Raw genomic sequence first — 22,517 nt, 5'->3', positions numbered from 1 at the left:
TCGACTTTTTAAAAATACCCTTTGCCGGTGTCCAGGATCGCTTGACCACTACAGTGCCGCCCCGCACAGGGGCAACACTAATAGACCACTAACAAATCAAGGAAAGGCCAAAGCCCCAGGAACACAGACAAAAGCGCCGCGCAGGCAAAAAACCTCAAAAACACAAAACCGAAACTTGATACCCAAACCGGCTAACAGTCTCAATCCGAACCTCCGGCACATCATCCGAAAGCTTGCGCCGCAACCGTGACACAACAAGATTGACACTCGAAGGATCGACGTCCTCCTTCTCAGGCCAGGCATAGCGGATCAGCTGATCCCTGGCCACCGGCGCATTAACCTGCCTCAGTAAACACTCAAGCAGAAGAAACTCCCGCCGTGTCACGCCAACACGCCGGGCGCCACAAACGAGCTCCCGAGTAGCCGCATCCAAAGATGGCCCACCCACAGCCGGTAAAACAGAAGCGACAGCAGAAGCAAAACCACCACCCCCAACCCGCTGCAAAGCGGCCATCCGCTCATGCATTTCAATAAACGAATAAGGCTGGCAAAAGCACGCATCCGCGCCGGCGCGCAAAACCTTCGTGCGATCCTGAGCAGTAGCCGCACCGAGCACAGCAACAATCGCCGCCCCACTCCCGGCAGTAGCAAACTCCCCAATGAACCCATGCAACGCAGAATAAGACCCAACCTCGAGCACCATCAATACAATTGCATCGAACGGCTCCTGCGACGCAAGAAAAACCCCATCCCGCAGATCATCGGCCCGTTGCAGACTATGCGCGCTCTCCTGCAGTGCCTTGAACAGCCACGCCGCTTCCGGATGAGAAGGTCCAACGAACAGGACGCGCATTCACCACCCTGCCAGAGCAAAGAAATTGACCACCTTCATGCGAGCGTCCTCGACCAGCATTCGATAGAAATCCTGGTGCCGGGCTGCGCATTGCCAATTTTCATCGTGAAGTCATGCACCCGCATCACCGCCGACACGATGCTCAATCCCAGCCCCGATCCGGCCAGATGCCGCGTACTTTCCCCGCGATAAAACCGCTGCAGAACCGCATCGCGTTCATCCGCGGCGATGCCGGGCCCGTTGTCGACAATGTCCACCTGCGGCCCTGCCGACGTCTGTCGAAGTTCCATGCGCACCACGCCACCTTCGGGCGTGAACTTGATCGCGTTATCCACCAGATTGCTCAACGCCTCGAACAGCAAGGCCCGATCACCATGAACCGCATCGACCGTCTGTACATGCACAGACAGCTGAATCGAGCGGCTTTCGGCGAGCGGTTCATATAGTTCACCGACTTCCTGCATCAGCGTCTCCAACTGCATTTCGCCGAATCCACCGCGCCGCTGCAGCGTGCCGATCTCGGAGATACGCAACATCGCGCGAAACCGGTCGAGCAATGCATCGGTCTCGATACGCGCGCGCTCAACCAACTGCGACAGCGCGGCGTCGTCGAGCGTATCGGTGCGCTCCGCCACATGCGCCAGCAAGGTTCGCACATGTGCGAGCGGCGTGCGTAGATCGTGCGCGATACCGTCGCAGGCACCCTTCACCTCATTCATAAGGCGTTCGACCTCCGCGAGCATATGGTTCACCAGATGCGCGAGCATATCCACTTCGTCGCGTCCGCCGATCGGCAAGCGCTGCGCGAGATCGCCCTGCGCAATACGCTGCGTGACGCGCCGGATCGCTTTCAGCCGGCGCATCTGCCGCACGCTCAGCGCCAGTCCACCTGCCACGCCTGCAAGCAGGCACACGATCCCGCCGCCCACCAGCGCGTTGATGATGGTCTCGCGAATCCGCAGGATGTGCGTCAGATCACGCGCGATGACGAGCGTCGAGCCGTCCTTGCGCCGCTCGGCCATGGCGCGGACCACCGGCGCCTCGTCGTTGCGCGCCATCGAGAGCACGAGATCGAGCGTCTTGCCAGTACGATTGATAGGCAGTTGCGACGGATACACCAGCACGTCCCCAGCCAGCAGACTGCCGTCGGCCGCGAACAGGCCGTAGTAATTGGTGTGCATGCGCTCATGTTCGATACGGCGGTGAATCGCGTCGGCAAGACCAGAGTCGGGCAACGAATCGAAGTAGACCAGTTGCCAGTCCATCACCACATCGGTCTCGCGCTCCATGTCGCCGGTCACGGCCCAGCCGATATAGCCCAGCAGCAGCATCACCGAAAGCGAAAAGATGACGGCGTAAACCGATAGCAGGCGAAAGGTCGTGGAATGCCAGCGCCGCCCGAGCGCTGATTGAGCCGGGAAGGTTGTGTCCATCAAAATGCCCTGCTCATGCGAGGATATAACCCGAGCCCCGCACGGTCTGGATCATTGGCGTGACGCCGGGCGGGTCGATTTTTTTGCGCAGCCGGCCCATGTGCACGTCGATCAGATTGGTGCCCGGGTCGAAGTGATAACCCCACACCGCTTCGAACAGCATGGTGCGCGTGATGGTTTGCCCCGCATGCCGCATCATGAATTCGAGCACGCGATATTCGGTGGGCAGCAAGACGATATCTTCTCCGTCGCGCTGAACCTTGCGGGAAATCAGATCGAGTTCGAGCGGGCCGACCCGCAAATGGGTTTCGAGCGGTGCTGCCGGCGTTTGACTGCGGCGCAACAGCACCTCGAGACGCGCGGTCATTTCTTCGGGGTCGAACGGCTTGGTCAGGTAGTCGTCGCCACCGGCGCGCAGGCCGCGAACTCGTTCATCCACATCGCCCAACGCGCTCAACATCAGCACCGGCGTTTGAATGCCGATACTGCGCATGGTGGTGAGAATCGTGAGGCCGTCCACGCCCGGCAGCATGCGGTCGAGCGTGATCACGTCGTAGTCTTCGCTGATCGCGCGCGCCATGCCGTCGCGGCCATTGGCCACCCAATCCACGGTAAAACCACGGCTTTTCAGCTCACCGACAATTTCATTCGCGGTAATTTCATCGTCTTCGATCGTCAGTACTCGCGACATGATCATTGCATGCGCCACCGCCAGCTCTACCGATGCAAGCGGCGGGCGCGACCGGTTATCAGTAGAAGGACATGATGCCATATTCGGCTTACGCGTTCAGAGCACGGGCGTGCGATTCGACGGGTGTCGCCGCTTAGCCAAAGTGCCTGCCAGCAGGCTACGCGCAGCTGCATAGCGGATGAATATCCGCTTCATGAAGAAAAATTTAAGTTCGCCGCAGGGCCGCTAAAACTGACGACGGAACGATAAAACAAATTTCATTTTCCCGACGCCGCTCCGGTAGGTCGCCTCCACTAGCCTAATGCCATCCCGCCGTTTTCTCTGCGGTCCGATTCGAACCTTATCGTGGATGGTATGAAAATGAAGCTCGCAACCAGAACCCTCGTCACCACCCTACTGCTGATCGGCAGCGCATCGGCGATGGCGTCGCCGGCGCTCACGCAGCAGCAATGCAATGACTACCCGTTCAAACCGCTCAAGGGCGAAGTGACGCACAAGCAGTTGATGAACGAGCTTGGCGAGCTGGAAGCGGTCGGCTACAGCCCGAGCAACGACGACGACGAATACCCCAGCGATTTGCAGCAGGCAGAGCAAAAGCTGCAAGCCGAATATCGCGCGGACTGCTTGCCGGCCGCGCATGCGTCGACAACGGCTACGCAAACGCCGACCGGTGCAGAGCCCGCGCAAGCGGTGAATCAGCCGGCCGGCTAAACGCCGTGCTCGACTCAGACGGCGACTGCGCCCAGGCGCAACGTGGCCGACGTCACGTCACCGGCCATTCGTCAACTGGCCGCTTTCGCTCGCCTGCCGCCGTGCGTGCCGCTCGTCACGCTTACGGCGCAACTCGGCAAGCCGCCGTTTGCTATACGTTAGCGACGCGACCGCATGAAACGCGACCGGTGCGAATACGAGGCCGAACAGCGTGGCCGCCAGCACCCCGCCGAACACACCGGTGCCGATCGAGCGACGGCTTTCCGCACCCGCCCCGCTCGACACCACCAGCGGCACGACGCCCAGCAGGAATGCTGCCGAGGTCATGACGATCGGTCTGAAGCGCGCGGCGGCCGCTTCGGTCACGGCGCGCGTCAACGGCAGGCCGCGGCGATACAGATCGCGTGCGAACTGCACGATCAGAATCGCGTTTTTCGCCGCGAGGCCGATCACCGTAATCATGCCGACCTTGAAGTACACGTCGTTTGGCATGCCCCGCAGCAGCATCGCGGCGATTGCGCCGATCACGCCGAGCGGCACCACCATCAGCACGGCAAGCGGAATCGTCCAGCTTTCGTACAAGGCAGCCAGCGCCATGAACACGGCCAGCAGCGACAGGCCGATCAGCAACGGCGTGAGCTGCGCCGCCGCGGTTTCTTCACGCGCCGCGTCGACCCAGTCATACGAGACCCCGACCGGCAACGAAGCCGCGAGCCGCTCCATCTCCGCCATCGCTGCGCCCGAACTGTAGCCGGGTGCCGCGTGGCCGCTCACGTCGAGCGACGGGTAGCCGTTATAGCGCGTCAGCATCACCGGACCGATGCTCCAATGACGCGACGCAATCGCGGACAACGGCACCATGCCGCCGGACGAGTTCGGCACGGCGAGCGCCATCAGATCGTCCTCGGTCATCCGCGTGGCGGCGTCGGCGGAAATCATCACACGGCGCATCCGGCCACCGGCGGGAAAGTCGTCGATATAGGTCGAGCCGAAGGTGCTGCCCAGCACGTCGGTGATCCGGTCGAACGGCACGCCGAGCGCATACGCTTTCGCACGATCGATAACGAGTTCGACGCGCGGCGCATCCGGCAGATCCTCAGAATGCACTGAGGCCAGCACCGGGCTCGCCTTGGCCTGCGCGAACAGGTGCTCGCGCGCTGCCTTCAGCGCATCCAGCCCGACTCCGCCGCGATCTTCGAGCCGGAACACAAAACCGTCCGAATGCCCGAGTCCCGGCACGGAAGGCGGCAATTGCGCCTCCACGTTGCCGTCGAGAATCTTGTCGAACTTCTCGTTGAGCCGTTCGCGCAAGGCCATCGCATCGATGTCGCGCTTGCCCCAGTCTTTCAGTTCGACAAAGCCCATCGCCACGTTCTGACCGCTGCCGGTAAAACTCCAGCCGATCACACTGGTGACGTGCGCGACCGCGGGTTCGGCGTGCAGGATCGTTTCCATGCGCTGGACCACCGCGAGCGTACGCGCCTCCGTCGCCCCGGCCGGCAATTGCACCATCACCTGCAACTGGCCTTCATCTTCGCTCGGCAAAAAGCCACCGGGCATCTGCCAATAGAGCGCGGCGCACGCGCCGACCAGCACGGCATAGATCGCCAGCATCGGTCCGATACGGCGCAGCGTACGCGCGGTCAGCCCGCGATAGCCGCTTGCGGCCCGATCGAAACCGGTCGTGAAGCGACTCGCCGCTCGCGCCGCAAAGCCGAGCAGGCCACGGCGGGCATCGCGTTGACTCACCGGGTGCTTGTGCGCTTTCAGTAGATTCGCGCAGAGCGCGGGCGTCAACGACAAGGCCATGAACGATGACACCAGCATCGACGCGATCATCGACACCGCGAATTGCCTGTAAATACCGCCGACGCCGCCCGGAAAGAACGCCATCGGCACGAACACGGCAGTCAGCACCGCCGTCACGCCGACGATCGCGCCGCCGATCTGCGTCATCGCCTTACGGGTGGCCTCGCGCGGCGGCAGGCCCTCCTCTTCCATCACGCGATGCACGCTCTCCACCACCACGATCGCGTCGTCAACGAGAATCCCGATTGCGAGCACCAGGCCGAACATCGTGAACACATTGATCGACAGGCCGCAGGCGTACATCGCGAGAAAGGCGCCCATCAGCGTGACCGGAATCACCACCGTCGGTACCAGCGTGTAGCGCAGATCTCGCAGGAACAGCCACATCACGAAGAACACCAGTACCACCGCCTCAGCCAGCGTGACGAGCACCTCACGAATCGCGATCTTCACGAAATGCGCGTTGTCGAACGGAATTTCGACTGCAACGCCCGGCGGCAAGCCTTTCGATAGTTCGGCAAGCCGCGCGCGGATCGCGTTGGACGTCTCGAGTGCATTTCCGCGCGGTCCGAGTTGAATACCGACGGTCGCCGCGGCCTTGCCGTTCAGGCGGGAGTAGAACGAGTAATTGTCGCGCCCCAGTTCGACCCGCGCGACGTCCCGCAAGCGCACCGCCGAGCCGTCGGGCAGCGCCTTCAGCACGATCTGGCCGAACTCGGCGGGCGAGATCAGTTGGCCCTTCACGCTCACCGAGGCCGTCAATTGCTGCCCTGGAACGAACGGTGCGTCGCCTAGCGTGCCGGCCGTTACCGTGGCGTTCTGCGCCGCGATCGCGGCGTTGACTTCCGCGGCGCCGAGGCCGTACTCGCGCAGCTTCATCGGATCGAGCCAGATGCGCAATGCTTCGTCGGCGTCCCACAACTCTGCCGCGCCCACGCCCGGCGCGCGCTTCAGTTCGCGCAACACGTAGCGGCTCAGGTAGTCGCCCAATTGCGCGGAATCGCGCGAGCCATCCGTGGAGGTCAGCGCAACCAGCATCAGAAACGTATTGGCCGCCTTGAAAACGGTGATGCCCTGCTGCACGACCTGTTGCGGCAAGCGCGGCTCGACCTGCTTGAGACGGTTCTGGATGTCGACCAGTGCGAGATCCGGATTGGTGCCTGGCGCAAAGGTCGCGTCGATCTCGAGATCGCCCAGGTTGTCGCTGGTCGTTTCGTAGTACAGCATATTGTCGGCGCCATCGAGACTCTCCTCGATGATGCTGCCGACGTTGGCATCGACCACTTCAGTGGCGGCCCCCGGATAGGTGGCGCTGATCACGATGCGCGGCGGCGCAAGACGCGGATACTGCGCGACCGGCAGCTGCGGAATGGCAAGCGCACCCGCCACGACAATGGCGAGCGCAACAATCCATGCGAAAACCGGGCGGTCGATGAAGAAAAATGGCACGCAAAAAATCCGTTCAGATTGTCTGGAGACGTGGCGCGTCAACGAGGCGAGCCATATGCAGTACGTCGGCCAGTACGCCGTCGCGCATTGCATAACCGCGCGAGCGGCCTTCTTCGACAAAGCCGAACTTGCGGTACAGCGCGATCGCCGACGCGTTGTCGCAGAACACCGAGAGTTCGATGCGGCGCAAACCGAGCGATGCGTCCGCGCATTCAGTCAGCGCCCGCAGGAGGGCCGAGCCGACACCGCGCCCATGATACGCATCGTGCACAGCCACTCCTAAATGCGCGCCATGCGCACGGCTCGGACGGTAAATCTCCAACCCGGCGTGCCCCACCATGCGACCGTCGAGACACGCGCACACACTCACACCGCGCTTGAGTTGCTTCTCGTGCCACGCGCGGAGCTGTTCAATGTGGCGATAGCCAACTGAGAGTGTGCCGCGCCGCACGCCCGGCAGGCTCATGATCTCGGCAAACGCCTCCATGTCGGACGATTCAAGCGCTCGCACCGTGATGCGATTCTCAAGCGCCGCGTCGCTTTGCAACGTTTCTTCTTTCATGGCTTTAATCCGTTGCGACATTGAGTGCTGAAGGCGCCGACATCAACGGTGCAGGCTCACGCAACCGCGCCATGAAATAACAGTCGATCAGCACGCCACGCCGCAACACGGCGCCACGCTGATGCACTTCGATCTCGAAGCCGAACTTGCGATAGAGCGCAAAAGCCGCATGATTATCGGCGAAGACGAACAACTCGAGGCGGCGCAGACCCAGCCAGTTGTCGGCAAGATCGATCAGTTCAGTCATCAGCGCATTGCCGATGCCGCGCCGGTGCCATGCGTCGTGTACACCAATGCCGAGTGACGCGGCATGTGCGCGGCGCCCTTTGAAAGGCGTGAGCTCCGCTTGACCGACCAGTGTGTCGCCGACCATCGCCGCGATCGCGATTTCGGGGGCCGCGAGTTCTTCAAGGTATTCGCGCGTACTGGCAATCGTCTGAAACGGCACGTGTGGATTGCCGTTCACGACCGCCGGCAACTGCAGCAATGCGTGGTATTGCTCCACGTCGGCCACGCGCAACGCGCGCAGCGTCAGGCCCTCAGGCAAGCTCCCAGAATTAGATTTTGTTCTTATCTCTTGATTCATAGGCTCATAACGTCAATTCGAATGACCTCGTCAGAATGCCGGGTAATTGCATGCCGCCGGTGGCGCGCTCACCCCATGTCGAATCGCTCAACAACAATTCCGCTTGCGCGCCGAGTTGTTCAAGTTCACTGCCGAGCACACGGTACAGGCTATCGTCGAATCGCATGGCTTCAAGCGGCGCGACGATCTGCCCGTTCTCGACCCAGAAGGTTGCGAAGCGCGTCATGCCGGTCAGGCGGCAATTCATCCGGTCCGAGAAATTCACGTACCAGAGGTTGCCGATGTAGAGACCGGTATCGAGCTTCGCCAGCACGTCCTCTTCCAGCAGATCGCCCGCTTCCATCGAGAGCGCCGCTGGCGACTCGTTCGCCAGCGCACCGTTGGGCGTCAACCCGTATTCGCGCGCGCTGCGCGCATTGGTCAGGCGTTCGGCACTGCGGCCGGCCTGGATCAGCGGGACGCTCTCGCGCAAATAGCCGTCGTCGTTGAAGCCGAGTGTGATGCCGAGATTCAGATCTTCGCTGATCGTGACGCGCGGGTCGACTACGATTTCTCCCACATGCAGCTTGAACAACTCGCTGCGCGACGTGGCCTGGGCGCGTGCGGAGAAGCCGCTCCATGCCGCCACGCCAAGCAGTTCCGCAAGAGCCGCGGGCGCCAGATATGAACGATAACGCCCCGGCGCCAATGTGCGCGGTGTGCGCGCGAGCACCGAGAGACGCGTTGCGGCCCGCTCGACCTTGTGCGCGAAAACGGCGTCGCTCCAGTCGTCGCCCGCGTAAGTGGTTTTGATCGCACGGCCGCTCGGGTCGTATAGCGACCAGCTGAAATTGAAGTTATCGACTTCGTACCAGCCGCGGCTGCCGTTCGTGGACGCAAAACCGCGCACAATCGTGCCGCCCGCGTAAAAGCCGACGAAATCCAGCCCTTGCGCGCATTCGGCAACGGTGCGCAACAGGCCGCCCGACTCCGGCAGCTTGCCCGAACGCTGCGTGGCGCGCTGCCATTGCGAGGTGTCGAACAGCAGATGCGGATCGTCCGCCGCACCGCGCAGGCTTTCACGCAAGGTGGCGAGCGCCGCGCTCACATCGTCCAGATCCTGTTGCAGATCGCCGCAGACGGTCAGCGTCGAATAAGCCTGGCACGCACCGTCGATCAAACGCAAAGTCAGCTTGCCTTGCGAGACACTGCCGATCTGCCGCACCTTGCCCGAGTTGAAGCGGATAAAGTCGGACTGCTCGCCGGCAAATGAGCTCAGCGTGGTTTCCGCATCTTGCTGCAGGCGTTCGATAGCATCGGCCAGCGACGTGAAATGCTGCTGCCAGTCGATCGAAGAAGCGGTGCGCGAGGAGATGAATTGGCTCATCAAGCGCCTCCGAACACGTCGATATTGCTGAACACGCAAGCCGGCGAGGCGTGGCCCACGCGAATGATCTGTGCCGGTTCGCCCTTGCCGCACATGGACGTACCGTACACCTCGCGCGTTTCCGCGTTCCCCACCGCGCTCAGGCTGCGCCAGAAATTCGCCGAGATGCCGCGATAATTCGGCTGTTTGACAACCTGGGTGAGCTTGCCGTTTTCGATCAGTTGACCGAACTCGCAGCCGAACTGGAATTTGTTGCGATGGTCGTCGATCGACCAGGACGTGTTGGTGCGCATCAGAATGCCGTGCTCGATGTTGCCGATCATCTGCGCCAGAGAACTCTCGCCGGGCTCGATGTTCAAATTCGCCATCCGGTCGATCGGCGGGCGGTTCCAGTTCGACGCGCGTGAATTCGCCACGCCCGCCATATGCGCGCGTTGCTGCGAAAGTGCGCCGCCGAGCGGACGTTCGAGCACGCCGTCGCGGATCAAATACTGTTTCTTCGCTTCGGTGCCGTCGTCGTCGAATGCGTACGTGGCGGCCTCCTCGCGCAGCTCCGGGTCGAAGGTCACGTTCAGCAGTTCCGACCCGTAGCGGTACGAGCCGAACATTTCTTTCTTGACGAAGCTCCAGCCGGCGAAGTTGCGCTCGTCGCCGAGAATCCGATCGAGTTCCAGCGGATGGCCGATCGACTCGTGAATCTGCAGCATCATCTGATCGGGCATCAGCAGCAAATCGCGCTTGCCTGACGGGCAATTCGGCGCGGCCAGCAATTGCAGCGCTTCATTGGCGACATGCGCGCCCGAGCCCTCGAAGCCGAAGCGTGTCAGCACTTCCATGCCGCCCTGCCCCAGGGTGCCGTAGTTGCCGCCGAGGGTGCGCACCTGCGTATCGCCATCCGCGTGGGCAGCCACGCTCAATTGCGGCATCACGAACTGGAACTGCTGATCGATGCGCACGCCGTCGCTGGTGATGTAGAGCTGATCGGTTAGCGTGATCTGCACGGCCGCGACACGCTCGACAATGCGTGCATCGAGATTCGCACCCGCGCACTCCACGCTCAAGCGGTCCAACCATTCGGCGCGGCCCGGCAATGCAAGCTGCGCGTTCGGCGACACATAGTGGCCGCTCATCACAGGACGCACTACCTCGCGATGGTCGATCAGCGACAAGGCCGCACTCGCTTCGGCGCGAGCCGTGGCGAGATCCAGCGCTTCCTGCAGACCCGCTGCACTCAGATTCGCGGTAGCCGCATAGCCTGCACCCGCGCCCACCCATGCGATCAGCATCGCGCCACGATCGCGCACGGTGCGCATGGGCTGCGCGACGTCGTTGCGGATCTCGTGATCGTCGATCTGTTCATCGACAATGCGCAGCGACCAGAACGCCGCGCGGCTCGTAAGCGACCGGGCGGCTTGCGCCCAACGTTCGTCAATCATTAACGGTTCCCGTAGGAGTCTTTGCTGCCCCCGCCGGCGACACGATCAGCGACGACGCGAGCAGCGACTGGGTATAAGGATGCGACGGCGCGTGCAACACATCGAGTGTGTCGCCGGCTTCGACGATGCGTCCTGACTTCATCACGATCACACGATGCGCCATGGCTCGCATCACCGCCAGATCGTGCGTAATGAACAAATAGCTTAGCTTGTACTTTTTCTGCAGATTTGTCAGCAGATTCAGCACCTGTTTCTGGATGGATACATCGAGTGCACTGGTCGGCTCATCGAGCACCAGCAATTCAGGCTCGACCGCGAGCGCACGCGCGATCGCTATACGCTGGCGCTGGCCGCCGGAAAACTCATGCGGATAGCGCAGCATAGCGTCCGCGGGCATGCCCACTTCTTCCAGCAGGCTACCCACGCGTGCGCGCCGCGCCTTGGCGTCCATGTCGGGCTGATGCATGGTCAGGCCTTCGCCGATGATCTGCTCCACCGTCATACGCGGCGACAGGGAACCGAACGGGTCCTGAAACACGACTTGCATGCGCGAATACAACTCGCGGCGAGAGCGCGCGGTTTTTAGCGAGGCTAACGGCAAACCGTCGATATGGATATGGCCGGCGGCCGGTCGCTGCAGACCGAGCACGGTGGCCGCCAGCGTCGATTTTCCCGACCCCGATTCGCCGACGATGCCGAGCGTTTCACCGCGCCGCACGCTCAGGTCCACGTCGTGCACTGCGCGGAACGTGGAGCGGCCGAACATGGAGCGCCAGCCTTTCGCGGAGGTGCTGTAGTCGACGGCGAGTCCCTGCACTTCGAGCAAACGCCGCGCATCCGGCTCGACCGGCTCCACCGCACGTTGCGGCTCGCTATCCAGCAGACGCTTCGTGTAGGGATGCTGCGGGTTGGAGAACAACGCTTCGGTTGTATTGGTTTCGACCAGCACGCCCTTTTCCATCACCGCGACGCGCTGCGCGAAACGCTTCACCAGATTCAAGTCATGCGTGATCAGTAGCACGGCCATGCCACGCTCAGCCGCTTCCTGTTCCTGCAACGCGATCAACAGATCCACGATCTGCTGACGCACGGTGACGTCGAGCGCGGTGGTCGGTTCGTCCGCAAGCAGCAGACGTGGCCGGCACGCCAGCGCCATGGCGATCATCGCGCGCTGCCGCTGGCCGCCGGACAGTTGATGCGGAAAACTGTCGATGCGCCGTTCCGGCTCGGGAATGCCCGTGCGCCTGAGCAACTCGATGCCGCGCTTGCGCGCCGCGTTCGGCCGCAAGCCTTCGTGCAGGCGCAAACTTTCGGCGATCTGCTTGCCGATCGTGAAGAGCGGATTGAGCGCCGTCATCGGCTCCTGAAACACCATCGCCACGTCGGCACCGCGCAGACCGCGCATTTGCTGCTCGGTCTTCTGCAGCAGATCTTCACCGTCGAGCAGCATGCGGCCGCTGAGATCAGCATGCTCGACAAGACGCAGAATCGACAATGCAGTGACGCTCTTGCCGGAGCCCGATTCGCCGACCAGGGCGACGCGCTCTCCGCGCGCGATCGAGAGGCTGAGTTCATGCACGGCGATCTTGTCGCCGAAACGTACGGAGAAGCGGTCGATTTCCAGCAACGGCCGGTTTGGTTTGACGTCGCTCATCGCGGGCCTCCGCCGAAGGCCGAACCGCGTTTGCGCGTATCGAGCGCATTGCGTAATGCGTCGCCCATGAAGGTCAATAGCAGGAGCGTAATCACCAGTGCAGCGAAAGCCGAAACCGAAATCCACCAGGCGTCGAGGTTGTTTTTGCCTTCCTGAAGCAGTTCGCCGAGGCTCGGCGTAGGCGGCGGCACGCCCAACCCAAGGAAGTCGAGACTGGTCAGCGACAGAATCGCCGCGCTCATGCGAAACGGTAGAAAGGTAATCACCGGCGTCAGGCTATTCGGCAACACATGGCGCCACATGATCTGCCAGTTCGAGAGACCCATGGTGCGTGCCGCCCTCACGTAGTCCAGTGAGCGGTTGCGCAAAAACTCGGCGCGCACATAGTCTGAGAGCACGAGCCAGCCGAACATCGAGAGAAGAATAAAGAGCAGCCATAGCGTGGGCTCGAAGATCGACGCGAATATGATCAGCAGGTACAGGTCAGGCATCGAACTCCATATCTCGATCAGACGCTGGCCGATCAGATCGGTGCGGCCGCCGTAGAAGCCCTGCACCGCGCCGGTCAATACGCCGATCAGAACGCCGGACACCGTGAGCGCGAGCGCCATCAACACCGAGAGCCGGAAACCGTACAGCAGCCGCGCAAGCACATCGCGGCCGTACTGATCCGTGCCGAGCCAGTTGCTTCGGGTGGGCGGCGCCGGATATGGATGGGCGGCGAAGTAGTCGATCGTGTCGTAATGGAAATGATTCGGCGGATAGATCGCGAAGTTGCCATTCGATTCGAGTCGCGAACGGATATACGGATCGAGATAATTCGCACGCGCCGGAAAATCGCCGCCGAAAATCTTCTCCGAATAGTCTTTGACGATAGGAAAGTAATAGTGCCCGTCATAGCGGACAATCAACGGACGATCGTTGGACAGCACCTCGCCGAACAGGCTGATGACGAACAGCGACACGAAGATCACGAGGCTCCAGTAACCGAGCCTCTGCCGCTTGAAGCGCAGCCACGTACGCCGCCAGGGAGACGGCGACGCCACGTGCGCCGCGCCGGACTGATCAGCGGTCCAGGCGGTTGAATTGGATGCGGGGGTCGACGAGGACATAGCAGACGTCAGCAATGAGTTTGGTTACGAGGGCGATCAGCGTGAACAGAAATAGCGAACCGAGCACGACCGGATAGTCACGGCGAATCACCGAGTCATACGAAAGTTGGCCCATGCCGTCGAGCGAGAACAGGGTTTCGATCAACAGATTGCCGTTCAGGAAGGCGCCGACGAAGGCTGCCGGCAAACCGGTCAGCAACGGAATCGCAGCATTGCGCAACACGTGTTTCCACAGCACGTCGCGCTCCGGCGCTCCTTTAGCGCGTGCAGTCAATACGTATTGACGTCCTATCTCCTCGAGGAAAGTATTCTTGGTCAGGATCGTGACGATCGCGAAGTTGCCCACTACTGAAGCCGTGACCGGCAATACGATGTGCCACAAATAGTCGAGCAGCTTGCCGAAGGCACTGAGGTCGTTGAAGTTGTCCGAGGTGAGGCCGCGCATCGGAAACACCTGCCAGAAAGTGCCACCGCCGAACAGCATCAGCAACAGCACACCCAGCACGAAACCGGGAATCGCGTAACCGGCGAGCACCAGCACACTGGTCACGGTATCGAAGCGCGAGCCGTTGCGCACCGCTTTCGCAATGCCTAACGGCACCGATATCAGATACGTGAGCATCACCGTCCATAAGCCGAGCGTGATCGACACGGGTAGCTTCGATTTGATGACGTCCCACACGCTGTCATGCTGATAGTAGGACTGGCCGAGATCGAAGGTCGCATAGCGCTTGAGCATCAGAACGTAGCGCTCGAGCGGCGGCTTGTCGAAGCCGAATTGCTTCTTGATCTGCTCGAGTTGCTGCGGATCGACACCCTGGCTGCCGTGATAGCCTCCGCCACCCGACCCCGCCTCTCCGCCACGGCCAGCGCCGTGGCGGAGTTGCGTCATCACCTGTTCGACCGGCCCACCCGGTACGAACTGCGTGACGACAAAGGTCAGCGTGACCACGCCGAGCAGCGTCGGCACCATCAACAGCAATCGTCTGAGAATGTAGGCGAGCATGGTGTTCCTCAGTGGGCCGTGGCCGTGGTTGAACTCGCGGATTGCGCGGCCTCGAGTTTCTGCGTCGCCTGTGCGCCCGGCGCTTTCGCGTACCAGTAGTCGATGACCCAGTCTTCGTACAGATAGGAGTTCGGCACGGTCTTCGGAAAGCCGATGGCGGTCTTGTAGCCGATGCGTGCGCCCGGCGCGTAGTACTCGGGCACAAGATAGAACGAATAGATCAGCACGCGATCCAGCGCACGGGTTGCGGCTTCCAGATCGTCGAGATTGGTGGCGGTGAGCGCGGAGTGAATCAGCGAGTCGACCGCCTTCGAACGGATGCCCGTATAGTTCTCGGAGCCGACTTCGGACGCAGCCGCACTGCCGAAGCGGCGGGTCAGTTCGGCGCCCGGAATCGTGACCGGCGGATAGATGAAGGTGGTCATGTCGTACTCGAAATTGTCCAGACGTTTCTCGTACAACGCGCTGTCGATTTCGCGCATATGGGCCTGAATACCGAGCATGCCGAGCGCCTGCATATACGGCAGGATCAGACGATCCATGCCGGGCTGATCGTCCATGATCTCGATCGTCATCGGCGTACCGTTGGCGTCGCGCAATGCGCCGTCGCGATAGTGCCAACCGGCTTGCGCCAGCAGATCGCGCGCAACGCGCAAATTGCCGCGCAGGGAATTCGGTGGAATCGTGTCGGGTTGTTTGAGCATCGGGCCGAACACTTCAGGCGGCACGCTGCCACGCAATGGTTCGAGCAACGCCAGTTCCTTCTCGCCCGGCATGCCGGTCGCACCGAACGGACTGGCCTCGAAATAGCTGTTCGTACGCCGGTATTGACCGTAGAACATCATCCGGTTCATCCAGTCGTAGTCGAGTGCCAGCGTCAGGGCATGACGCACGCGCGGATCCTGAAACATCGGTTTGCGCATATTCATCAGCATGCCCTGCATCTGCGCGGGACCGTCGGCGAATTCGCCCTTCTTCAGCAGTCCGTTGTCGAAGTTCTTGCCGACATATTTGCGCGCCCACTGCGTCGCGCTGTATTCGACGATGACGTCCGCGTCGCCCGCCTTGAAGGCTTCGAGCTGCGTGTAATGGTCACGGTACAGGTTGAACGTAATGCGCTCGAAACGGAACATGCCACGTCGCGAAGGCAGATTCGCCGCCCAGTAGTCAGGGTTGCGGCGATACGTGATCTGCTTGTCGTTCTTGCGGCTCTCGATCAGATAGGCGCCGCTACTGATCGGCGGCATGGAAGAGATCTGGTCGAATGGCAGACGCTTGCCATCGGGTTGCATCCCCCACTTCGGCGAGAAAATCGGCAGGTCGCCGGCAATCAATGGCGCATCGCGTTCAGCGTGCTTGAAATCGAAGCGGATCGTGCTCTTGTCGATTACCGTCGCGCTTTTGATGATTGAGAACTGCGCGTTGAAAAGCGGCGAAGCCTGCGGACTCGTCAACGTGTCGTACGAATATTTGACGTCGGCGGCCGTAATCGGATCGCCGTTCGAAAAGCGTGCGGCGGGATTGATATGGAATGTCGCTGACGTCAGATCCGATGCGACTTCGACATCGTCGGCGATCAGCGGATATTCGGAGGCCAGTTCGTCCCAGCTACGCTGCATCAGCGTATCGAACATCAGATTCTGGATGTCGGGCGCGGGCGCGCCACGCACGAGGAACGGATTGAGCGAATCGTAAGTCTGCAGTTCGCTATAGTTTTCGAAACTGAGCGAGCCGCTCGCGGGCGCGTCGGGATTCGCGTAGTCGAAGTGCGTGAAATCGGCGGGATATTTCGGTTGGTCGTACTGTGAAATCGACGGTTTTGCCTGCGCCGCCGTCGGCATCGCTCCGCATACCGCTAGTAGGCCAGGCGCAGCGGCAATGACGAACGAGATGCTCGCGGCGCGGCGCACTGCGCCGAGCAAACATCCAATCGCGTCGTGCAGGCGCAACAGTCCGGAATTCATCATTCTTTTCATCAGCCCATACAGTGCGCACCGGCTCGTGACCTGCGCGCGATTCGTCCTGCGGCACGAGTACAACCTGTTGGCTTTACCGGTGCACGCTGGTCCATTGCGACGACAGGCAGACTGCGCCGCCTTACGATGAGTCGCCGCTTAAAGCACACCGCTCCGGTTCCTTGCACGAACGGAACCGGAGCGGTGCTTCCATCAGATCAACTACAGCGACCTCAGAACTTGTACGTTGCGCCGATTTGCGCGAAACGGCCAATGTAGGTATAGATCGACTGATCGTACCCGTTCTGATCCAACGTGCCATTTGCAAAGATCGGATCGTACGGCGGCGTGCGGTTGAAGATGTTGTCGATACCGCCGTAAATCGTCCAGTGCTTGAAGCCCGTGTACGTCATCATCAAGTTGAACTGGCTGTACGATCCCACCCTGCTCGACGCGGCCGGATTCAGATTCTGCGCGTACGGACCCGTGAACTGCCACGTCAATGCTGCGTCGAACTTGTGGTACGTCCAGTCCAGGGTGGTGTTGCCCTTCCAGCGCGGGAAGCTGCCGCCGAACGGTTGCGTGAGGGTGAAGTTGTTACCTGCACCGTTCACCGGTGCTCCGCCCAGGAAGCCGATCTTGAAGCTGTTCACATACGCCCAGTCAGTCGACAAGGTGAACGTACCGGCGGTCGTCGTCGGCAGCGCCTGACGGAACGTGCCTTCGAAGCCGTTCGTGTCGAGGTAGCCGAGGTTCTGATACGGAATGACCTTGTACAGCACGTCACCCGTTGTCGGATCGGTAACAACCTGCGAAGGCGAACCCTGGCCGATCACGTTGTCGACGCGAATCTTGTACCAGTCAAGGCCGACATCGGTCGTACGGGTCGGTGACAACTGGAAGCCGATGTTGAAGTTGCGCGTGTGCTCCGGCGCCAGGTTCGGATTACCCTCTGTGATCGAGGTGTAGTTCAGACCCGTGTTCGGATCAACCTGGATCCCGAGCGTTTGCGATTTGCTGTTTTCCACGAACGTCGGCGCACGGAAACCGCGGTCATACGACGTGTACATCGTCAACGCCTGAACCGGCTGATAGCGCAACGCAAAGCGCGGCGAGAACGCACCACCCACATCGCTGTAGTGGTCGTAACGACCCGACTGACTGAATGTCAGGTTGCGCACAATCGGAATGTCCACCTGGTAATACACGGCCGCCACATTGCGCTGACCGTTCACCGTCTGGAGATTCGGATTGATGACCTGGCCCGACAGGAATGCCGCACCCGGCGTGAGCACTTCGCTCTGGTGCGTGAACTGCGCACCGAACCCAAGACCTACGTCGCCCGCCGGCAGGTGGAACAACTCCGGCGTCGACAACGTCGCGTCAACCGTATCGAGCTTCGAGACACCCAGGTTGTCCGCATCCTGGTACAGCCCGTTGAACGCATTGGGCGTAGCCGACGGATTCGCGAAATTCAGCGTACCGTTCTGGTAAATGTTGGCCAGTGCGGCGGAGTTCAGCTGGTTCGTGTAGGTGTTCGCGACCGTGCTTTGCGAGTGGCTGACCGACGTCGCCCAATCCCATTCACCGTTCGGCAGGTTGAACGAACCCTTGACACCCGTCGATGCGCGCCAGTACGTGGCATCCGTCTTTTCCGCGACCGCGTTCGGGAAAGCATACGTGAGCGCTGTGCCGACCCCGAACGGATTGTACGGGTTGGTCGCCGGCACAACAGTGCTAAACGGGGTAAGCAGCTTCGTCTGCGGGTTCAACACCAGCGTGGGATTCTGCGGGTTGCCGACTACGTTGCCCCACAGACCATCGTTGGTGGTGGTTGTGTTTCTGCTGATCAGGAAGTCGCCGAATGCCGTGGTCGTATCGTTGATCTTGAAGTCAGCGTGAAGCTTCGCATTGAGACGCTCGGTCATCGGCGCGATGGACGTGTCTTCTGCGGTATTGAATGCGCAGACCGTGCCCGCCTTGCCGGCAGTCAGCGAGTTGGTGGCAGCGGGGCGCACCGAACCGCCGGACGGACAGCCGCTCAACGCCTGCACACTGCCGTCGGGCATATTCCAGTACGACGGCGCGAGCAACGAAAGGCCGCCCGGTTGATTGGTGAAGTCCTGATTGCGCGTCGAGTCACGGTCTGCGAGCGTGAAGCCGTTCGACTTGTAGTAGCTCGCGGCAGCCGTCACGTTGAAGCGATCGGAGTTGAGATCGCCGAAGCCGCCGAGCGCGCCGAACTTGGTCGTGCCGGCACCGCCGCCGCCGTTGATGGCGCTGCCGTAGCTGCCGTCGAGTTGCAGGCCCTGGAAGTCGTGCTTCGTGATGATGTTGACCACGCCTGCGATCGCATCCGAGCCGTATTGCGACACGGCGCCCGTCTTCACGATTTCGATGCGGTCGATGGAGTTCAACGGCAGCGTGTTCAGGTCGAAGAAGGAGTCGACGCTGTTCGAGAAGAACGCGAACGGCGCAACGCGCTGTCCATCCACCAGCACCAGCGTGTACTTTTCGCTGAGGCCGCGCAGGGCGATGCCCGCGGCGCCTGCGGCGAAGTTGCCGGACTGGCCTTCGCTCCAGCTATTCGCCGAGTTAGCCGAAGTGTCGCGCAGAAAATCAGAGACGGTCGTTGCACCGCTATTCTGAATGTCTTTCTGCGTAACCGTCTGAACCTGATTAAAGCCGACCTTGTCCGAGCTGCGAATCAGCGACCCGGTCACTTCGAATTTCTTCAGTTGCTGAACGCCTTTGCCAGCCGGCGTCGCGGTCGTGTTGTCCGCGGACGGTGTCGCGGCGGTGCCCGATGCCGGAGTTGCAGCCGCTGCCGGCGTGCTCTCCGTCGTCGCGCCTGCCGCGGTTCCGGTGGTGGCCGGCTGGCTTTGTGCAAACGCCGGTACGGCGATTACGGCCGACAATGCCAGTTCAGCCCAGATTATTCTTTTGATGGCCAACGCCAATGCCCTTTGTTTCATTTTCCCCTTCCCGCTCGTCAATTAAGGCCACAGCTGTGTGTGTGAAGAGAGGTCTTGTGAACCTCCCCACTCGATATACGGCGATCTTGCGCCGCGCTCCGTCAAAGCTGCCCCGTCCTTCCATTGCCCGGCAAACCGGTCAACAGCTCACCAGTTTGCAAATACAGACAGGAAGACGGGACACTTCAGATACTTCAATATCGGACTACTTATTTATTACAAACGAAATGCGCAGCGCTTTCTAATTGTTTTCACTTCTACTACTTCGGGCTCTGGCTATTGGGGCAACACGCTCCCAATCGGACTTATTCCCGATTCAACCTTAAGTAATGCTTACAAATACAGCTTGACCGCTTTCGACGAAAGCATGAAGCAAAGACATCTAGAACAATCTTGGCGTGCCCACCCAGACGACCACCGCTTCTTCGCGAGCAGTATTGCACCAGGCGTGCGGCACAGTGGACTCGTAGTGCGCGGTGTCACCGGCCTGCAATACGAACGTTGTACCTTCTAACGTGAGCGATATCTGACCGCTCATCACATACAAGAACTCTTCCCCTGCATGCGTCGTGACTTCCGACGGGTTCTGCCCAACCGGCATCCTGACGAGAATCACTTCCAGCTTGCTGCCAACCGACAGATTCGTCAGCCGTCCAAAAAGATTCGCGGTTCCGTCGAAGCCGAAGTACTTCAGCTCTTTGCCTCTTTGCACCGACCTGTCTTCAGTTGGTGTATCGACGAAGTACTGCACCGTTACACCTAAAGCCCGAGCAATACCAACTAGCGATGTAATCGACGGTGTTGCGTGACCTCGTTCCACCTGCGACAAAAAGGGCTTGGAAATTCCCGCCGTGGTTGCCACTTCATCCAGCGTGCGCTTGAGCCGTTGCCGAAGCGCGCGGATTTTGCTTCCTATAGAAACTGCGACCTGTGCCTTGTTATCGAGTGGCAAAACCATAGCAAGACAGAATCCCGTAGTCAAAATTAGTTTGATGAAACGAAACTATGTTTCGTTGATTGCAACATCCTCCCTAAGACATGCGCGATATGTCTGGTTAGTTGCCGCCGTAAGTGACTCCATCAAGGCGATCGCCGGGACACTTTCATACTCGCCGCAAACCGGGCGATGGTTGCGCACACAACCACCCCCGTCTATTCGCGACGGCATGTGTCCCATATGGCGAGAATGTGCCTCCCGGCTCGATGCACGGATACCTCGGAGGCACTTCGCAGGAAAAAACATATCGGGGCCAGGATGCCGCTACTTCGACGCCACCAGCACCCACAAACGGGCGAGGTCGGCTGAACCATCGGTACCCTTCACTGCGCGGAAGGTTTGCACTGCACGCGCTTTATCGCCCGCCATGTAGTACGCCTCGCCGAGATGCAGTTGTGCCTGGTCCGGATGATCGATTCCGCCCTTCGCGATCGCAGCGTCCATTGCCGTGAGACCTTGCTTGGCCTGCCCGGCGAAGACCTCGTTGAAGGCGACGTCGACCGGCGCGACGGGGTTTGCGGGATCGGCCGGCGCTTGCGCACGCTTCGCGGCGAGTGCCTGCAGCCGCTTCTCGCGATCGGCCTGCGCATCGTGGCCCAGAACGCCTGACGCAAAGCCTTGATCGATAACCTGCTTGCCTTCGGCCGTAGTGCCGGCCACGATCGCGAGTTGCGTCATTTCCATGTAGTCGTCGGCCGTACTGAGCGAACCGGTCGCACGGCGCAGACGGAAGGTGTCGATATCCAGCGCGGACGAGTAGCCGGGCTTGCTGCGAATCGCGTTGAACAGATCATCCCAGTAAGACTGCTTCGGATGATAGGCAACCAGCTTTTCGAGCGTGCTGCGGTACGTCGCATCATCTTTCACGCGTTGCGCGCAGGTGCCGAGCAATTGCAGTTGCGACTCGTCGGGCGCATGACCGGCGCGCACTTGCGCATCGATGCCCGGTTTGAGCAGGCTCACAACACTGGCGCAATCGTTTGACAGGTAGTAAGACTGAACAAGCAACGTGCGCATGTCGGGATCGCTGCCGCCCGACTTCAGATAGCGTTGCGCGACCTTCGCAGATTGTGCGTAGTTTTTCTGCTGGAAGTAGATGCCTGCGAGCGCTGCGGTGGTGCGCTGCTCGTCAGCACCGGTCAGGCGCCCTGAACCCAGCAAGGTTTCGTAGGCCTGCGCGGCCACACCGGATTCACCGGCTGCCGCTGCAGCTGCGCCGCGCATCTCCTGAATCATGTAGCTTTCATAGGGCGTTTTGCCCGGCACGGCGTCGGCCTGATCGATCTTCGTCAACGCGTCCTTGTACTTGTGCGCGCGATACAGATCCTGCGCGGCGTTCAGCGGCTTCGCCACATCCGGCCGCAAAGTGTCGGCCGCGTGAGACGTGACCGGCAGCACGACGAGCGCCGACAGCCCTCCGATAGCGGCCGCAATGACGGCGCGCTTGAACCGTTGATGGATCGTTAGCATTCCACTTCCCTATTGCATGTACTGCTCGTTGCCGATCAGGCCGATTTTCGTCGCGCCCAGTCGTTGCGCGGACGCCATCACCGCGGCGACATCCTTGTACGGCACCAATTTGTTAGGCCGCAGATGAATTTCCGCCTGAACCGGTTCGGCCGCCACCTGCGCGAGCCTGGACTCGAGCGCTGCGCGGTTCGGCACCGGTTGACCGTTCCAGGTCGTGGTGCCGTCGAAGTCGATATCGATCTGCACCACTTCCGGCTGCGTGATCGGCGGCGGCGGATTGCCGATCGGCAAATTCATCTTGATGGCATGCGTCTGAATCGGAATCGTGATGATCAACATGATCAGCAACACCAGCATCACGTCGATCAGCGGCGTGGTGTTGATATCGACCATCACATCCGGTTCGGAACTACCACCGCCCGAAGATACGTTCATTCCCATGATCACCTCCT

17 protein-coding genes are annotated in these 22,517 nt (G+C 60.9%); 1 reads left to right on the top strand and 16 read right to left on the bottom strand.

Annotated features, from left to right (window positions below; all coding sequences use genetic code 11):
* Positions 1-154: 154 nt before the first annotated feature.
* The 3 genes from BM438_RS42485 to BM438_RS42475 are packed head-to-tail and all read right to left on the bottom strand — an operon-like array spanning position 155 to position 2,977.
* Entirely contained in the window at positions 155-853 is a 699-nt protein-coding gene (locus tag BM438_RS42485) for a response regulator transcription factor (protein WP_093647190.1), read from the bottom strand.
* Positions 854-888: 35 nt separating this feature from the next.
* Positions 889-2,286: a sensor histidine kinase gene (locus tag BM438_RS42480; RefSeq protein ID WP_093647188.1), complete on the bottom strand. Its 1,398-nt coding sequence runs from the start codon at positions 2,284-2,286 to the stop codon at positions 889-891.
* Positions 2,287-2,299: 13 nt separating this feature from the next.
* Positions 2,300-2,977: a response regulator transcription factor gene (locus tag BM438_RS42475; protein WP_093647196.1), complete on the bottom strand. Its 678-nt coding sequence runs from the start codon at positions 2,975-2,977 to the stop codon at positions 2,300-2,302.
* Positions 2,978-3,337: 360 nt separating this feature from the next.
* Between BM438_RS42475 and BM438_RS42470 the strand changes: the two genes are divergently transcribed.
* Positions 3,338-3,688 (top strand): DUF4148 domain-containing protein, encoded by a 351-nt coding sequence (locus BM438_RS42470; protein ID WP_143131864.1) that lies wholly within the window; start codon positions 3,338-3,340, stop codon positions 3,686-3,688.
* 57 nt (positions 3,689-3,745) lie between these two features.
* On the opposite strand, the gene BM438_RS42465 is transcribed toward BM438_RS42470, so the two are convergent.
* The 13 genes from BM438_RS42465 to BM438_RS42405 all read right to left on the bottom strand — a co-directional run bounded on the left by BM438_RS42465 (position 3,746) and on the right by BM438_RS42405 (position 22,506).
* Positions 3,746-6,946 (bottom strand): multidrug efflux RND transporter permease subunit, encoded by a 3,201-nt coding sequence (locus BM438_RS42465; RefSeq protein WP_093647186.1) that lies wholly within the window; start codon positions 6,944-6,946, stop codon positions 3,746-3,748.
* A gap of 13 nt (positions 6,947-6,959) precedes the next feature.
* Positions 6,960-7,508, bottom strand: coding sequence for a GNAT family N-acetyltransferase (locus tag BM438_RS42460; protein WP_093647184.1), 549 nt, complete (start codon positions 7,506-7,508; stop codon positions 6,960-6,962).
* A 4-nt stretch (positions 7,509-7,512) separates the two neighbouring features.
* Positions 7,513-8,055: a GNAT family N-acetyltransferase gene (locus BM438_RS42455; RefSeq protein ID WP_307850281.1), complete on the bottom strand. Its 543-nt coding sequence runs from the start codon at positions 8,053-8,055 to the stop codon at positions 7,513-7,515.
* Positions 8,056-8,098: 43 nt separating this feature from the next.
* On the bottom strand, positions 8,099-9,460 hold the full coding sequence (locus tag BM438_RS42450) for a TldD/PmbA family protein (protein WP_093647180.1): 1,362 nt from the start codon (positions 9,458-9,460) through the stop codon (positions 8,099-8,101).
* Entirely contained in the window at positions 9,460-10,896 is a 1,437-nt protein-coding gene (locus BM438_RS42445) for a TldD/PmbA family protein (RefSeq protein WP_093647178.1), read from the bottom strand. The genes BM438_RS42450 and BM438_RS42445 overlap by 1 nt, the downstream gene beginning before the upstream one ends.
* Positions 10,889-12,550, bottom strand: a complete 1,662-nt coding sequence (locus tag BM438_RS42440; protein ID WP_093647176.1) for an ABC transporter ATP-binding protein — start codon at positions 12,548-12,550, stop codon at positions 10,889-10,891. The genes BM438_RS42445 and BM438_RS42440 overlap by 8 nt, the downstream gene beginning before the upstream one ends.
* Positions 12,547-13,662, bottom strand: coding sequence for an ABC transporter permease (locus BM438_RS42435; protein WP_093647174.1), 1,116 nt, complete (start codon positions 13,660-13,662; stop codon positions 12,547-12,549). The genes BM438_RS42440 and BM438_RS42435 overlap by 4 nt, the downstream gene beginning before the upstream one ends.
* Entirely contained in the window at positions 13,616-14,668 is a 1,053-nt protein-coding gene (locus BM438_RS42430) for a microcin C ABC transporter permease YejB (RefSeq protein WP_093647172.1), read from the bottom strand. Before BM438_RS42430 ends, BM438_RS42435 begins: the two co-directional genes overlap by 47 nt.
* A gap of 8 nt (positions 14,669-14,676) precedes the next feature.
* Positions 14,677-16,632 carry an extracellular solute-binding protein gene (locus BM438_RS42425; protein ID WP_093647194.1) on the bottom strand — a complete coding sequence of 652 codons (1,956 nt, stop codon included), beginning with the start codon at positions 16,630-16,632 and terminating at the stop codon, positions 14,677-14,679.
* Between the two features lie 224 nt (positions 16,633-16,856).
* On the bottom strand, positions 16,857-19,598 hold the full coding sequence (locus BM438_RS42420) for a TonB-dependent receptor (RefSeq protein ID WP_093647169.1): 2,742 nt from the start codon (positions 19,596-19,598) through the stop codon (positions 16,857-16,859).
* A 382-nt stretch (positions 19,599-19,980) separates the two neighbouring features.
* Positions 19,981-20,556 (bottom strand): helix-turn-helix domain-containing protein, encoded by a 576-nt coding sequence (locus BM438_RS42415; RefSeq protein ID WP_054043150.1) that lies wholly within the window; start codon positions 20,554-20,556, stop codon positions 19,981-19,983.
* Positions 20,557-20,859: 303 nt separating this feature from the next.
* On the bottom strand, positions 20,860-22,065 hold the full coding sequence (locus BM438_RS42410) for a tetratricopeptide repeat protein (RefSeq protein ID WP_093647167.1): 1,206 nt from the start codon (positions 22,063-22,065) through the stop codon (positions 20,860-20,862).
* A gap of 9 nt (positions 22,066-22,074) precedes the next feature.
* Positions 22,075-22,506 (bottom strand): ExbD/TolR family protein, encoded by a 432-nt coding sequence (locus BM438_RS42405; protein WP_093647165.1) that lies wholly within the window; start codon positions 22,504-22,506, stop codon positions 22,075-22,077.
* Positions 22,507-22,517 lie beyond the last annotated feature (11 nt).

The organism is Paraburkholderia aspalathi, from assembly GCF_900116445.1.
GTDB lineage: Bacteria > Pseudomonadota > Gammaproteobacteria > Burkholderiales > Burkholderiaceae > Paraburkholderia > Paraburkholderia aspalathi.
Note: the sequence above shows the minus strand (reverse complement) of the source record. Positions and strands in the feature narration are given on the sequence as shown.